Genomic DNA, 15356 nt, shown 5'->3' with positions numbered 1-15356 from the left:
AATAATGTTTTTCATTCAGTATACACCTCCATTAAAATTTTCGCCAAGTCCCATCTGATTCATTACCATTTTATAGTAAATACCTTTTCTATCCATAAGCTCAAAATGAGTTCCATGTTCCTGAATACAGCCATTCCCTATTACAAAAATCTTGTCAGCATCACGTATTGTTGAGAGCCTGTGAGCAATCAAAAAACTGGTGTGGTTTTTCATAAGCTTTAGTAATGCCAGCTGAATTTCTTTTTCTGTTTTAGTATCAACGCTGCTTGTAGCTTCATCCAGAATAAGTATTGGAGCGTTACACAGAACAGCTCTTGCTATTGCAATCAACTGTCTCTGTCCTTGGCTTAGATTATCGGAGCTTCCCGTAATATGTGTATTATACTTTTTGGGGAGCCTTGAAATAAACTCGTGGGCATGGGCCATTTTTGAAGCTTCCATAACTTCCTCATCCGTTGCTTCAGGCTTTGAATATCTTATGTTGTCCATTATTGTACCCGTAAAAAGACATGTGTCCTGCAAAACCACCGAAAAACAACTTCTCAAATCTTTTCTTGAAATATCGGTAATACTGGTATCATCTATTAATATTTCTCCCTCATCAGTCTCATAAAATCTGGTTAGTAGATTTACAATAGTAGTTTTTCCGGCTCCCGTCTCACCAACAAGTGCCACAACTTCTCCCGGTTTAACCTGAAAACTGATGTTATTCAGAACTTTGCGTGTCGAATTATATGCAAAGGATACATTTCTGAAATCAACTTTACCTTTAATATCAGAAAATTCCTTTATATCGTTTTTGTCAGTTGCCTCCTCATTTTCATCCAGAATTTCAAAAACTCTTTCAGCTCCCGCCAAAGCTGATTGAATAGTGTTAAACATTCCTGCAATATTGTTAAGAGGCATACCAAATTGCTTTGAATACGTTAGAAAGCTGACTACAACACCTACAGTTAATATTTTATTAACTGTCAGCACTCCACCAGTACAGGCAATAAACGAAAAGCTCAAATTGTTAATGACATTCATAAAGGGCATAAGGAAACCCGCCCAAATCTGAGCCTTGGTGGAATTTTCGCAAAGCTTACCGTTAACCGCTTTAAACTCCTCCAAAACCTTTTGCTGGCGGTTAAAGGATTTAACCATCTTTAATCCCACAATGTTTTCTTCAATTACACCGTTAAGCACCCCAAGCATACTCTGCTGACTTTTAAAATATTTTCGACTGTGCCGGGCTATTGTTTTTGTAAGTATAAAAACAAGTGGTATGGTTATTAGTGCAACAAGGGTTAAAACAGGACTTAAATACAACATCATTATAAACGAACCTGTTATTGAAAAAATACTGGATATAAGCTGTGTAGTTGTCTGAGCTACTGTGCTGCTGATGTTGTCAACATCATTGGTTATTCTGCTCATAGTATCCCCGTGGGCTCTGGTATCATAAAAGTTCAAAGGAATTCTCTGGAGCTTCGAAAAGAAGTCCGTTCTTATACTTTTTACAAGATTTTGAGTAACCCTTGCCATAAGAATACCATTTGAAGTATCTATTATCCAACTCACAAGATAGCAGGCAATAAGTGCGGTCAGTATTATAGTTAATATATTTTTATCTATAGTTCCTGTTTTAATATTAAATGTATTTATTGCTTCTCCAATTAGAAAAGGCGTGATAAGTGACACCGAGGCTGAAACTATAGTAAGTACAGTAGCCACTATAAGCGAACTTTTCCATTTGCCAAACATACTAATCAGCCTTAGCATTGTGCCTTTACTATTTTGGGGTTTAGCCATGGGTTGAAATCTCTGATGAGGCGGCCCTCCCATTCTGTTTCCCAAGCCCGGCATATTGCCTATGTTTCCGGGTTTATTTGCACCAGCCATTATAAGTCGCCTCCAATCTGGGAATCGTAAATTTCCCTGTAGGTCTTGCAAGTATTCAATAAATCCTTGTGGCTTCCAAAACCTGCATTTATCCCATTATCCATAACAAGGATTTTGTCGGCAGTCATCGCAGTACCAATTCTTTGAGTTATCATAATAATGGTTTTCTTATCCTCAGTGCTTCGTAAAGCCCGCCTTACCTTTGCCTCGGTAACAGCATCAAGTGCACTGGTACAATCGTCTAGTATCATTATTGGAGATTCCTTTGCAAGTGCTCTTGCAATTGAGAGTCTTTGCTTCTGTCCTCCGGAGAGATTAACTCCGTTCTGTCCAAGCAAACTGTCATACCCGTTGGACATTTTTTGTATAAACTCGTCTGCCTGTGCTTGTTTTGCAGCATTTAGCACCTTCTCACCATTTGTTTCCTGCATCCCCCAGGCTATATTATCGAAAACTGTACCTGTGAAAAGTATACTTTTTTGAGGTGCCAGTGCAACAATATTTCTTATATAATTTGTATCCAGCTCTTTAATATCTTTGCCATTAATATAAATATTCCCTTCCAGTACATCATAAAAATGAAGGCATAGCCATGCAACAGTAGATTTTCCTGAGCCTGTGGGGCCAATAACCGCAAGGGTCTCACCGTCATCCACCCTAAAAGATAGGTTTTTCAGAGCCGGAAGACCGCTCCCGCCAGGATATGCAAAGGTAACGTTTTTAAATTCCAAACTGCCTTCACTGAAAACTGCCTTAGTATCCAAACCGGAAAAGTCTTCTTCACTTTCTAATATCTCTACAACCCTTTCAGTTGAAGCCTTTGTCCTTATAAAAGTGTTGAAAATATTTGTTATCATAATCAATGAAGTTAGTATCTGCATCATATAGTTTATAAAGGCTGCAATCTTACCAACCTCAATATATCCTTTACCGAATAAAATGCTACCCAGATAAATTATCAATGCAATACCTGTGCTTATTGTTAGTGACATGACGGGAGAAAAATATGAAACTACCAATTGAGAGGAAACACTCTTTTGAAATAAGTCTGTATTGACTGCATCAAACTTTTTTTCTTCATCGTTAAAACGTCCAAAAGCCTTCACCAGCCTAATTCCAAGGAGATATTCCTGTACTGTGGTATTTAACCTGTCTATCGCAGTTTGGACTTTTGCAAAACGAGAATAACTCATTTTCATACTGATTATAATAAGAATTGCAATTATGGCTATAGCACAAAACAGAACAATACTCATATACGGACTGAGAATAACAGCAAGTATTATACTGCCGATACATGTTAAAGGTGCTTTGAAAAAAATTCTCATCATACCGTTCACAAACTGCATAATCTGATTTGTATCATTTGTCATTCTTGTAATAAGGGAACCGCTTTCTATTTTATCTACACTTTCTTCCGAAAACTTCATTATTTTTGAAAACACATCGTAACGCAGATCAGCCCCAAATCTTTGGGAAACCTTGCTGGCAAGTATATTTCTGGTAGCCGCAAATCCAGCACCACAAATTGTTACGATAAGCATTAGTAGCCCCAGCTTCAAAACTGAGTCCACCCTGCTGTTTTTAATTCCGCTGTCTATTATACGAGACATGATAGCCGGCTGAAGTAAATCACAAACCGCTTCAAATAAAACACAGCTCACAGCTGTCAAAAACATAAACCTGTACTTTTTAAAGTATTTCCGGTAAATATTCATAATCTACCCCCTGAAAGGTTTCAAACAAAAATATCACAAATAGTTAGCACCCTAATTGTTAGAACCCTAACATATTATAATAAATCTGTTCTGTTATGTCAATTATATGAAATCCTATGAAAAAACAAATGTCATATTCCAGTTTTTTCTACCATAGATTTAATAGTGCAATAATAAGAAAGGTTGTGACATTATGAAAAAACAAAGGTTTACTCATCCTGAAAAATGGATTTTAATTGGTATCCCGTTTGTATTCATAGTAGGTTCTATTTTTCACTTTTTATATGATTGGTCAGGTCAAAAAGTTTTAGTAGGATTGATTTCCCCGGTAAATGAAAGTGTGTGGGAACATACAAAGCTGCTACTGGTCCCCACTATACTATGGTGGTTAGTTTATTATATTGCAAAACAAAAGAAATACGGAATAGATGCCAACCTATGGTTTACAGGATTATTAGTATCCATTGTTTCTTCAATACTTTCAATGATGTTTTTTTACTACTTTTACACCCAGGCATTTGGATTACAATCACTTTATGTAGACATATTTATCTTTTTTCTGGCCAGCATTATCGGTCAGTGTCTGGGGCTTCATTTCTACAGATATTCAGAGGGTTTGGGTGCCGGGTTTTCAATTTTACTTATTGCTCTCATTTGTGTATTATTTGTTTACTGGACATTTCAACCTCCGCACCTTCCTCTTTTCTTTGACAAAGTTGATGGCAAATACGGAATATAAAGCAGCCCTTACAGGAATAAAAGTGCTTGAACTAATGACAGTTCAGGCACTTTTTATTGAAATCTCATAGAATGTTTTTCCTGCAACTTTTGACATATACCAGTTATACAGGTGATTGACGGATATTGCAAAATTCAGGTTGCCTGATTCCATTCCCGATGAATTAATACCAATTATCTGACCATACATGTTAAAAAGAGGGCTTCCGGAACTTCCGAAAGTAATTGGGGCAGTAATCTGAATGAGATTTACATCCCCTTCTTTTCTGAATCCGCTAATGATTCCATCTGAAACAGTATTTTTAAAACCATAAGGGCTGCTTATGGTTACTATCTGCTGACCCTTTACCAAAGTCTTGTTAAATCCCAGCTTTAACGTAATCATATCAGGCTTTTGTTTTGTCTTGAGCATAGCTAAATCCAGTGTCTGATCCCATTCCACCATGCCCGCTATTTCATACTGGCTTCCATTTTCAGTTTCTATGATAATGCTCCTTGCATCCTTGACTACATGGTAATTTGTAACTATAACCCCCTCGCCTATATAAAATCCGCTTCCCTGAGAAAAAGGTACTTTGTTACTATCTAAGCTATATATCATTACTGTACTTTTATCAAAGGCTGCTATTTGCTCTATAGTCAGCTTTTGTTCTGTATATTTGCTTAGCATTTCACCAATAAGGGTTTGGTCTATCGCACTGTTAAAGGTTGTTTCCGGCTCGCTTATTAGAATAAGTTTACTGTAATAGAATACATTTTTACCGATACTTTCCGACAGTGCTTTCACCGGGATATAAGTTCTGTTATCCTTTATAAAAGGAGCAACATCGCTTAAAAACCCTATTCCGTTTTTATACACTGTTTTGTTACCTATCTGCAATACCACAGTGTTCTCACCAGATTTTACAGTAATCTTTCTGTTTGCCCCATCCCATTGAACAGTACAACCATAGTTTTCAGAAATAAATTTAACAGGCAACATAGTTCGGCTGTTTTGAATAATTGGTACAACAGACCCGTTCATAGGATCAATTAATTTCTCCGTATTGTTTACATAAGCTTTGTTGCTTCCGATATATAATGCAATCGAACCTGTCGGAAGTTCCGTAGTATCAGCTGCCATGGCAGCTCCGGGAGCAAGCATCCCAAAGAAAAGAAAAAATAAAAGGAAGCAAGAAAATATCTTTTTATACATTTTACCCTCCAAAATAAGAAAAGAAAGAAGTTTACATAATTCTATCTGGATTAATTTTATATTACACTTATTTATCTTTCAACAGGTATGTGTTTACATTAAAATCTTGCAATATCTTTCCATTAAACTGTAAATTTGATATAATTTCCTTTATACTCATATTGAGCGATAACATAATAACGGGAGAATGCGTATGATATTTATTGTGACGGCACTAATGCTGGAAGCTGCCCCTATTATTGATTATTTCAAACTAAAAAAAGATATGACAATACATCCCTACTCTGTCTATAAAGGTTCGGATATTACTTTTATTGTAAGTGGTGTCGGCAAGCTGAAAAGTGCCATGGCCTCAGTTTATTTATATACTAAATACGGTTCGGGGGAAAACAATGTATTAATAAATATCGGCTTTTGCGGTACAAACAGCAAAAGCTTTGATACAGGAAGTTTACTGGTTGTAAACAAGGTTACCGACATGGATACGGGAAAGGACTATTATCCTGACGTATTTTTCGGTGACGGAATTCCCCAGATACCTGTTGAATGCTATCCAAAGGTTGTAAAAGCAGTAAATTTAACTGAGAAAAAGGAATTATTCTGCGACATGGAATCCGCCGGTATCATGGAAGCTTCCAAAAAGTTTTTCTTTGCCCATAACGTACTCATACTTAAAATAATATCAGATTACCTCGAACCTGATAAACTGGACAAGGCAAAGCTTAAAGGCTATATTGAAATGAACATGCCTATTCTCGAAAGTATAATAAAAGAAATGAGACATTTGAATGAAGGTTTTGGTGAATTGCCTCCTGAAGAAGAAAAGGATTCAATAGAAGCACTGTGCTTAAGCTTGCGATTTACACAGGCAATGAAGCTGATTCTGACCAAAGAAGTTAAAAGAGCCAGAATAAACGGTTTGGAGCCTTTATCCTCATTAAAGCAATTTAACGAAATTAAGGCCAACTCTAAAGAGGAAGGAAAGAAATATTTTGAGTACATTATTGCAAAAATTAAGCAAAAATCTGTTTAATTCAATATATGTAGAAGAACAAGCATATAATTATCCTGTTGTACGTATGGTTCTGGAGAAATACACAGATATACCCGTAATTACTATACGTAATTACAAGGACGTATTCAACCGAGGAAATCAGTGTTTCCAGCTTCAGAAACACCGCCAGTCCCTTATATTGGCAGTAAAAAGCAGTCCGTTTCTGTATAAGGGCCCTGAAGTGTGTCAGGATTTCGGATATTCGGACTTTTATTATGCTTCTTTTCTTCTTAATTGTATTTTTGACTGTGATTATTGTTATCTGCAAGGAATGTATCCCTCTGCAAATATAGTTGCCTTTGTTAACATAGATGAATTCAAAAAGGAAATAGAAAACACTTTAGGTGGGAAAAAAGCTTATCTGGCCGTTTCCTACGATACTGACCTTATTGGTTTTCATAATGTAATTTCGTACTGGGATTTCTTGCAGGACTTTTTTACTCAATATCCTGACATTAACGTTGAAATCCGTACCAAGAGCGCCAATACAGTGTTTTACAATGAGTTTTCACCTGCTGAAAATATTGTGATTGCTTTTAGTTTGGCCCCTCAAGAAATTATACAAAAATTTGAAAGGCTTACGCCTTCTCTGGCAGCCCGTATAAAAGCTGTGAAAGCCGCTGTTTCTAGAGGCTTCAAAGTACGATTGTGTTTTGATCCGGTTATAATAAATTCCGGGAGCGAGAAACTATATGAACCATTTTTCAGAAATCTCTTCACGGAAATCAACCCGGATAAATTAAAAGACGTAGGTTACGGTTTTTTCAGAATGTCAAAGGATTTTTTCAAAAGAATAGAAAAGCAAAAAAATAATTCACAGCTTTATGCAGATGAGTACAGTATAAAAGATGACATAGTGTCATATCCCCCTGAACTTATGGAAATGGTAACGGCTAGTCATCTGAAAGTTTTAGAAGAATATTTGTCAAAGGAGAAGATATTTACATTATGAAAACAGCAATATTAACCGGAGCTTCAAAAGGAATCGGCTTGGCTATCGTAAAGAGACTCATTTCAATGGATTATAAAGTATACGGAGTAGCCCGTTCCTTTCAGAATACAGAATACTCTCATGAAAATTTTATCCGATTTAATTGTGATGTTCTGGACACCAATGAACTTCAAAGGATAATTAAACAAATCGAATCTGAGGAAACTGAAATTAACCTGTTAGTCAACAATGCAGGAGTAGGCTTTTTCGCTCCTCATGAGCAGCTGAAAATTAACGATATTCAAACCATGATACGTACAAACCTTGAAGCTCCCCTTATTTTATGCAAACTACTTTTAAGAGCTTTAAAAAAGAGCAAGGGAACTATAATTTCCATTTCATCGGTAACCGCTAAGAAAATAAGTACTCATGGCTGTGCCTATGCTTCTTCCAAAGCAGGACTTTCACACTTTTCATCAAGCCTTTTTGAGGAAGTACGAAAATATGGTGTAAAAGTAGCTGTCGTCCACCCTGACATTACCAGCAGCAATTTTTATGATAATCTTGATTTTACCTATGACAGTAATGCCGACGCTGTTTTGCTTGAGGAGCAAACCGCAGACGCAGTGGAATACATTTTGGGTTGTTCTGAAAACATGGTTGTAAACGATATAACCATTCGCCCCCAAAAAAACCGTATAAAAAGAAAACCACCTGCCAGTGAATAATCTGGCGGGTGGTATCTGTTTGTATTATACCGCTGTCCAGCCTCCATCTACAAAAACAGTTTGTCCTGTAACATAGCTGGAGGAATTGGCTGCAAGGAATATTAATGCACTGTCAAGCTCGCCCATGTTACCGACTCTTCCCATAGGACATCTGAAACTGACAAAATTATTAAACTCTTGATTGCTTAAAATATCTCCAGTCATTTCAGATTCAAAAAATCCCGGTCCAATAGCATTTACTGTAATACCATATTTTGCCCATTCAGCAGCCAAAGCACGGGTAAGGTTTATAACTGCGCCCTTTGATGCATGGTAACTTGAATTTTGAGTTGCGGTGTTGGCTATATGTCCAAACATAGAGGTTATATTAATTACTCTGCCGTACTTGTTTTCTATCATGTTTTTTCCTGCTTCTCTGGCAAACATGAATACTCCTGTCAAATTAGTGTTAAGTACCCGGTTCCATTGTTCAGTCGTGTGATTTTCAGCAGGAACAACTTCCGCTACACCTGCATTGTTAACCAGGATATCGATTCTACCCATCTTTTCAATTATAGCAGCAACTGTTTCTTTAACTTCCTGTTCATTTGAAACATCACACTTGAAGGCCAAACATTTTCTTCCCATTTTCTTTATTTCTTCAGACACATCATTAAGCTTTTCAAGCCTTCTTGCAACTATTGCTAAATCAGCCCCTTGTCTTGCCAGAGCCTTTGCAAATTGTACACCCAAACCTGATGACGCTCCTGTAACTACTGCAACTTTTCCGGTTAAATCAAATAAATCCATATAATACACCTCTTTCTTGCTTCTATTTATAATTTATTTATATCCTTTTTTTATTAATATAAACAAAAAAGAAAGAGATTTATTATACAAATTCAATACTTAAACATATTACTCCAGCAAAATAGACTGATGTACTACCTGACCGCCAAAAATTTTGATGTAATGTGATTCATATTTTAAATTGCTGTCATATTTTGCAACTATTGTATAAAATCCTGGCGGTATGTCATCTATTATAAAATTTCCATTTTCGTCAGAATTTGTTTTGTATACGGGATATCTCCTATCATGGCCCAGGAACAGGTTTATTCCTGCATTTTTCACAACCTCCTTACTCTCTTTTATATAGGCAGTACCGGTTATTTTTCCTGAGTTATTGTTTTCCCCTCTACTAAGGTAAAGACGAATATTTTGTGAATTCAGTTGTGTGGGGTTTACATCCATTTTCTGTTCCTGATCAAGGTCTTGAGCGTTATACTGAATACTGTCTTTTTCAAGGGATATCTTATTTTTCTTCTTTACTTTTCCTTCTTCTTCCTGAAGCGTTTGATCCTTAAATTCCATATCTTCATCTCCTATTTTACATGATTTTAAAAATCATATGTAATAGTGGGAAAAATCCCACTATTCATTGCTAGACATAATACTTTATTTGCTTTTGGTTTTCTGCTTCAGCTTTAGCTTTAGCTTCATTTTCTACCTTTGTTTTATTTTCAGCTTCACTTTCTGCCTTTGTCTTATTCTCAGCCTTATTCTCAGCTTCATTTTCGGCCTTTGTCTTATTCTCAGCCTTTGTCTTATTCTCAGCCTCATTCTCAGCCTCATTATCTGCATCATTTTCAGCCTTCTGACCCTGATACTGCTTCTGAGTCAATACAGTATAATTGACTTGTTTGTTTGTTTGTTTCTGTTTATGAAACTCTTTTTCCTCCTCTATATCTACATCTAATTCAGCCTTAATTTCAGCCTTGAGCTCAGCTTTTATTTGCGCCTTTAATGCATTAATATCGAGTACTTCTTCCATAAAAAAATCTCCTTTTAAAATATATTACAAGAATATTCTCGTAATGTATTTTATGCTTATTATGAAAAATAGGTGATGGTTTACATAATTTTTATGCTCAATCTTTTATAAATTTTTGTAAGTTTTATGTGATTGTTTTAGAAAAGACTGTCACTACCAGTTTTTTAGCCTTGTTTTTAATATATTTTATAATTTTTCTATCTCTCTAACCGATTTGCTGTACAATCCTCGGGCTGGTTGCCAAGTACAGAACCTGAAAGAATGTCTATAAAAAAGTAAAAGAGTATCACCAGCTACTTTTTAAGTAGCTTTGCGACACTCCGTTTTAATTCTTTACTAGTTACTTGTGCAAATCTGACAAAAGCTTTGTACCGTTTCCGATATTATCAAATTCATTTTCACGGATTAATGTAACAAATGCCTGCTCAGGTATGTTCAATGTTTCGCTTGCCTTTGAAACCAATTCCTTAACAAGGGTAGCTTTTTGCTCCTTTGACATTTTACCTGCTTCTATAGTAATTACCGGCATATTAAAACCTCCTTTCCTTGAGCATATTTTAACCTTTTTCTATTTCTTCAATCAATTTCTGTACATCCTCGGGACTAGTAGCCCAGCTTGTACAGAACCTTACGGCACTGGTATTTTCATCTATTTTCTGCCAGAAAGAGTACTCAAAGCTCTCCTTAAGTCTTTTTAAAACATCATTTGGCAATATTGGAAACTGTTGATTTGTAGTTGACGATATTAAAAAACTGTATCTTTTTTTTAAAAGAGCCTCTTTTATTAGCTTCGCCATTTTGTTTGCATGGATAGCCATCTCAAAATACAAATCGTTTTCCATAAGTGAAATAAATTGTAATCCAAGTAGTCTGCCTTTTGCAAGCATTCCGCCCTTTTGTTTTATAATGTATCTCAAATCCCTTTTTAGCTTATTATTACAAACAACCAATGCTTCGCCGAAAAGTGCACCTACCTTGGTACCTCCAATATAGAAAGCATCACAAAACTGCGCTATAGTCGGCAAATCAAGGTCATTGTCCTCTGCACATAACCCATATCCAAGTCTTGCACCGTCCAAGTATAGAATAAGACCGTTTTCCTTGCATACCCTGCTTAATTCAACAAGCTCTTTCTTGCTGTATATTGTTCCGATTTCCGTAGGGTTTGAAATATACACCATCTTCGGCTGAACCGTATGTTCAGGACTCTCATCAGAGTAATGTGCCTTCACGGTTTCTTCAACCTGTTGTGCGGTCAGCTTACCATCACTGCTTGGCAGTTCAATAACTTTATGTCCCGTAGCTTCAATTGCACCTGTTTCATGTGTACTTATATGTCCGCTAAAAGCAGCAATTACTCCCTGATGGGTCCTTAGTGCTGCTGAAATAACTGTCAGGTTTGTCTGGGTTCCGCCAACCAGAAAATGTACTTCAGCATCCTGACGCTGAATTTTATCTTGGATAATTCCAGCTGCCTTTTTGCAATAAGGGTCCATTCCATACCCTACTGTCTGCTCCATATTTGTCTGTAAAAGTTTCTCCAATACTTTAGGGTGTGCGCCCTCGCTGTAATCACAATTAAAACGTATCATTTCCTTTTAATCCGCCGATATGCCGGCTATCCCCCTCTTTTTGTAAACAAATTTTAGATTATTTGTTTATCATAAAGTATTCCGGTAAAGTAATCAAGCTATTCTAGTAAAAAATCATTTTGCTTTCACATACAATATCAAGTCTTCTATATTCTTTTTTCTTGTAAAATCAATTGGTTTGTCGTAGGCTGCAAGCATTCCTTTTTCATCAGGGATCAATTTGTTTTTACTCTTGGATTTGATTTTCAGCTTCAACAAATTCATCAGCACTTTATCAATAAGTTTAAGCCGGGTATAATCAAAACCGCCTCTCAAGTAAAAGAAACGTATCCGTTGTTGCTGTTCCTCTGTAAAATTGGAATTTCTAACCTTTTCAATATCCTCATTTCTTGGTGGCGTAGCTCCTGTAGCAAAAACCACAAGTTTTTTATCTTTGAGCTTGTCAAAGTTCTTTGTTATAGTTTTAAGTCCATTTATACCAATTGCATAAAGTCCGCCACCATATATAATTGTGTCGTAGAGCATTAACATTTTAACATCTATTTTTGAGGCTTCGTAAATATCCGCCTGAAGCTCCTCTGCAATCCATTGTGCATATTTTTTTGCAAAACCCGATTTGGATTTATAAACTACCACTGCTTTCACAAACTTCCCCCCCTTTATGAGATCAACATCTATGATATAATTATACCTCATATTTGTAATATATTTTACCTTATTCAGTCTTTCCATACAAAATACAAGTGTTGTAGGGCTCCGTCTCTTGTGAAAGTTGTGGTAACATCAACAAATACCTTTCTTAACAACAATTCACCTTCCAACCTGAAATATGATACCGGAAAAATTTCATTCTCTTTGGGATTTCTGTTTAACCTGCTGTCAGTCAAAAGTATAATCAAAAATGCATCGAAACTCAATTCACAGTGGCCCGTTTGCACAATCATCGGCTTTACAACGTTACAGTCTCTGCCGCTTCGCTGTTTACCATCCTGCCGTTCTTTATAGTAGAAACCGGGCCATGTCCTCCGCAAACTATGCACGGCTTTTGAATATCGGCCGAAATCTTTTCCGCCATTCGGATCACCTGATTTCTCATTTCTGTTGCCTTTTGGGAATCGATATTGACACTTCTTAAAAGATATGGTGCAAGAGAGTTAAATTCTGCACGTTCAGCGGAAAATCCACTTATGTTAACTAAAATGTCCCCCGTAAAAATCACACCTCTGTCATCTGATACAAAAACCATTTCACCGTACATATGACCTCCGCTACCCTCAAAAACCTTAAAATCAATGTCGCCAACGGTAAAATCTGCAATATGTAAAAGATCTTTGTGATCTTCCAGTGTACCGGTGTTCATAATCTCAAACCGTTCAGTATCTACCGGCACATATCCTGAAATAATCCTGCTTAGCTTGCTGTATCCCAAGCCTATACTACTTTTTTCCCTGTAATCGGAAATCCCCTTGTACTGTCTTTCCAGACTCTCTGCACTCTTTTTATTCAGGTATATGCCGGCATTGGGTAGCCTGGACAAAAGTCCGCAGTGATCTACATCCGAGTGGGTTATGTATATCCTCTTTACCCTTTCCTCCCAGTCACCAAAGAGCTTTCTGAAAATACCATGCATTTCGTCTGAATAAATGGTATATCCGGTATCAACCAGAACAAGCTCCTCTTCCGACTCCATAACATATGTGTTGCTGCCACATGGGGGCTGTATATTGTAAAGGGTAACCGCATCACTTATTTTCAGCCTTTCAATATCGGCATTGAAATTGCTCCCCCTGTGCCGACTTATAAAATATGCAAATCTTCTGATATAGTCAAAAACCTTGTCAGGGCTTTCGCCTTTTTCCTGAAGCATCTGCAGTATCCTGTTAGATTCTGAAATAAACTCCATGGTCACTTTAGTGCTGAGATGCATAAGCTTCTTCATTTCATTGGCAAGGCGAATATAAAAGATGGTATTATCCAGTTTTTTTTCGGAGTCATCATAATCTATAATCTCAATCTGATACATCTCACTGATGTCATCCAGCAGCATCTTGATTATTCCGGGATTCTCTATGAGCAAACCCATTTTAAAATCCTGGTACTCGGAATCACTCGTACTTGCGTTTATATAAGATATATTTATTCCGTATCTGTCCAGAATACGCAGTATAGGCAGGACTCCTCCGGATATATCTGGAATTTTTATGTTAACAACAATGATCCGTGTTTCGGAAATTTTCTCGTTGAGATAGCCTATGCTTCCCAATTCCTCTGCGATTTTGCTCAGGGCTTCTTCGTCTGCTTCAACATCAATGAATAGGGTATGAAGGTCTATGGCCTTATTATAGCTTACCCGGACAATATTTCCGTTATATTTGGCAATAATTTTAGACGCAAGCAAAAATGCCCCTGTCTTATCCGGCATACTTGTAACATAGGTTCTTCTTGGCATATTATGTCTCCTTAAATACTCAGAACGGTCATATGATTACCGCTCCTGGATTGTTACTTTTATTATGTCTCCGGGCTGCTTGCCTATTTTAGCCCTGATATCCTTTTTGATGCCAATTATATGACAAGGGGTCTTCATTTTTACCAGGCTCCCATCATAGGATTCCCCGTCAAATGTTGCTTTAACAGGTACCCTGCCCTTCCCAAACTCTGCTTTGACATCAAATGGTATTTCAACATATGCACCATCGATATCAGGTACTTTTTTTATTTCTGCTTCAAACTCATATACTTTGCCCATTTTTTATCCTCGCCTTATGAAAAAGTTAATCTGACTTTATTTTACCACCTTATATGGTTTTGAAACCTTTTTATTTCAGCCAGTATTCCCGGCAATCTTTTGTCCTTTCCATATAACCGTATTCAATAAGATATCTTCTTACTGTGGCAAAGTCCGGGTAAATACCCTTCAATATTTCATTTACTTCCTTTTCAGAATATTTTCTCTTCTTCTCAAACTGTGCTGCAATTTTACTGAGTATTACAATTTTCTTTTTCTCTTTCGGCGAAAAAACCTTGAGTCTTAACGGCTCCAACGATTCAAACAAGGATTCGATGATTTTGTCCTCCTCTGATTTCGTTGTCAAATATCTGTCATCAATCATTTTTGCACCCACATGAACATTTATTAATTCATCTTCCACGGCTTTTTCCTTTCTTTGTGAATATTTATTCTCTACAAGTTCAAATATGGCAAGAAACAGTTTCGCCTGCTTTGCCTTTTCCCTGAAAACAAACCTCTGACGTCTAACGGTAGCGGGAGCAACTCCTGTTTTTCTGGCAATATCGTTGTCAGACATCCCCTTATATATCATGGAAAGCAGCTCTTTTTGATTCTCTGTAATACCCGTGTATTTCTTATCAAAGGAAGCCAAAATATCCACCATGTCCTCGTGGTCCTTTTGTCTGTGGATTTGTACAGCCTTTGAAGCATCGTAGTACCTTCCGTCAATAGAAAACATTTCTCCTGATTCAAATACTTTCCCGCAGATAAGACAGGTAAATATGCCTTTGTCCGGGTTGCAGGAGTATCCTTTTTTTATTTCATCCAGGGATAATTTTAAAATGTTATGAATCAATTTGCACAACTCCTTAAATCGTTTATCATTTTTATAAACATTTTATAATTTCATTGATAATTTGTCAACTAGATTTTGGCAAGTTAAATTAAATCAGTTCTAAAATGATTTGTCCC

Annotated in this window: 16 protein-coding genes; 4 read left to right on the top strand and 12 right to left on the bottom strand. The window is 36.7% G+C overall.

The window, feature by feature from the left end:
- Positions 1 to 15 precede the first annotated feature (15 nt).
- On the bottom strand, positions 16 to 1884 hold the full coding sequence (locus tag CLO1100_RS08260; protein ID WP_014313302.1) for an ABC transporter ATP-binding protein: 1869 nt from the start codon (positions 1882 to 1884) through the stop codon (positions 16 to 18).
- Positions 1884 to 3602 (bottom strand): ABC transporter ATP-binding protein, encoded by a 1719-nt coding sequence (locus CLO1100_RS08255; RefSeq protein WP_014313301.1) that lies wholly within the window; start codon positions 3600 to 3602, stop codon positions 1884 to 1886. The genes CLO1100_RS08260 and CLO1100_RS08255 overlap by 1 nt, the downstream gene beginning before the upstream one ends.
- A gap of 193 nt (positions 3603 to 3795) precedes the next feature.
- On the opposite strand from CLO1100_RS08255, the gene CLO1100_RS08250 reads away from it, so the two are divergent.
- Positions 3796 to 4341 (top strand): DUF6512 family protein, encoded by a 546-nt coding sequence (locus CLO1100_RS08250; RefSeq protein ID WP_014313300.1) that lies wholly within the window; start codon positions 3796 to 3798, stop codon positions 4339 to 4341.
- 42 nt (positions 4342 to 4383) lie between these two features.
- On the opposite strand, the gene CLO1100_RS19985 is transcribed toward CLO1100_RS08250, so the two are convergent.
- Positions 4384 to 5535, bottom strand: coding sequence for a stalk domain-containing protein (locus CLO1100_RS19985; protein WP_014313299.1), 1152 nt, complete (start codon positions 5533 to 5535; stop codon positions 4384 to 4386).
- A 193-nt stretch (positions 5536 to 5728) separates the two neighbouring features.
- On the opposite strand from CLO1100_RS19985, the gene CLO1100_RS08240 reads away from it, so the two are divergent.
- Genes CLO1100_RS08240 through CLO1100_RS08230 form a run of 3 tightly spaced genes read left to right on the top strand, consistent with a single transcriptional unit; the run spans position 5729 to position 8248 of the window.
- Complete coding sequence (locus CLO1100_RS08240; protein ID WP_014313298.1) at positions 5729 to 6568, top strand: nucleoside phosphorylase; 840 nt, start codon at positions 5729 to 5731, stop codon at positions 6566 to 6568.
- Positions 6528 to 7541, top strand: coding sequence for a radical SAM protein (locus CLO1100_RS08235; protein WP_014313297.1), 1014 nt, complete (start codon positions 6528 to 6530; stop codon positions 7539 to 7541). The genes CLO1100_RS08240 and CLO1100_RS08235 overlap by 41 nt, the downstream gene beginning before the upstream one ends.
- The gene (locus CLO1100_RS08230) at positions 7538 to 8248 is read left to right on the top strand and encodes an SDR family NAD(P)-dependent oxidoreductase (RefSeq protein WP_014313296.1); all 711 of its coding nucleotides are present in this window, start codon (positions 7538 to 7540) and stop codon (positions 8246 to 8248) included. Before CLO1100_RS08235 ends, CLO1100_RS08230 begins: the two co-directional genes overlap by 4 nt.
- A gap of 24 nt (positions 8249 to 8272) precedes the next feature.
- Here the strand turns inward: CLO1100_RS08230 and CLO1100_RS08225 are convergent, their stop codons facing one another.
- From CLO1100_RS08225 to CLO1100_RS08180, 9 genes are all read right to left on the bottom strand, one after another.
- Positions 8273 to 9037 carry an SDR family oxidoreductase gene (locus CLO1100_RS08225; protein ID WP_014313295.1) on the bottom strand — a complete coding sequence of 255 codons (765 nt, stop codon included), beginning with the start codon at positions 9035 to 9037 and terminating at the stop codon, positions 8273 to 8275.
- Between the two features lie 108 nt (positions 9038 to 9145).
- Complete coding sequence (locus tag CLO1100_RS08220; RefSeq protein ID WP_014313294.1) at positions 9146 to 9601, bottom strand: carboxypeptidase-like regulatory domain-containing protein; 456 nt, start codon at positions 9599 to 9601, stop codon at positions 9146 to 9148.
- Between the two features lie 70 nt (positions 9602 to 9671).
- A complete protein-coding gene (locus CLO1100_RS08215) occupies positions 9672 to 10061 on the bottom strand; it encodes a hypothetical protein (protein WP_014313293.1) in 390 nt (129 codons plus the stop codon).
- 340 nt (positions 10062 to 10401) lie between these two features.
- Positions 10402 to 10590 carry a 4-oxalocrotonate tautomerase DmpI gene (dmpI, locus tag CLO1100_RS08210; protein ID WP_014313292.1) on the bottom strand — a complete coding sequence of 63 codons (189 nt, stop codon included), beginning with the start codon at positions 10588 to 10590 and terminating at the stop codon, positions 10402 to 10404.
- Between the two features lie 28 nt (positions 10591 to 10618).
- On the bottom strand, positions 10619 to 11653 hold the full coding sequence (locus CLO1100_RS08205; protein ID WP_014313291.1) for a low specificity L-threonine aldolase: 1035 nt from the start codon (positions 11651 to 11653) through the stop codon (positions 10619 to 10621).
- Positions 11654 to 11767: 114 nt separating this feature from the next.
- Positions 11768 to 12298, bottom strand: a complete 531-nt coding sequence (locus CLO1100_RS08200; RefSeq protein WP_014313290.1) for a flavodoxin domain-containing protein — start codon at positions 12296 to 12298, stop codon at positions 11768 to 11770.
- 304 nt (positions 12299 to 12602) lie between these two features.
- On the bottom strand, positions 12603 to 14102 hold the full coding sequence (locus CLO1100_RS08190; RefSeq protein ID WP_014313289.1) for an MBL fold metallo-hydrolase: 1500 nt from the start codon (positions 14100 to 14102) through the stop codon (positions 12603 to 12605).
- A gap of 36 nt (positions 14103 to 14138) precedes the next feature.
- Positions 14139 to 14402 carry a DUF1905 domain-containing protein gene (locus tag CLO1100_RS08185; RefSeq protein ID WP_014313288.1) on the bottom strand — a complete coding sequence of 88 codons (264 nt, stop codon included), beginning with the start codon at positions 14400 to 14402 and terminating at the stop codon, positions 14139 to 14141.
- A gap of 70 nt (positions 14403 to 14472) precedes the next feature.
- The gene (locus tag CLO1100_RS08180; RefSeq protein WP_014313287.1) at positions 14473 to 15240 is read right to left on the bottom strand and encodes a DUF2087 domain-containing protein; all 768 of its coding nucleotides are present in this window, start codon (positions 15238 to 15240) and stop codon (positions 14473 to 14475) included.
- Positions 15241 to 15356 lie beyond the last annotated feature (116 nt).

Source organism: Clostridium sp. BNL1100, assembly GCF_000244875.1.
Classification (GTDB): domain Bacteria; phylum Bacillota; class Clostridia; order Acetivibrionales; family DSM-1351; genus Ruminiclostridium.
The sequence above is the reverse complement of the archived record's forward strand: the minus strand, read 5'-3'. Positions and strand labels throughout refer to the sequence as shown.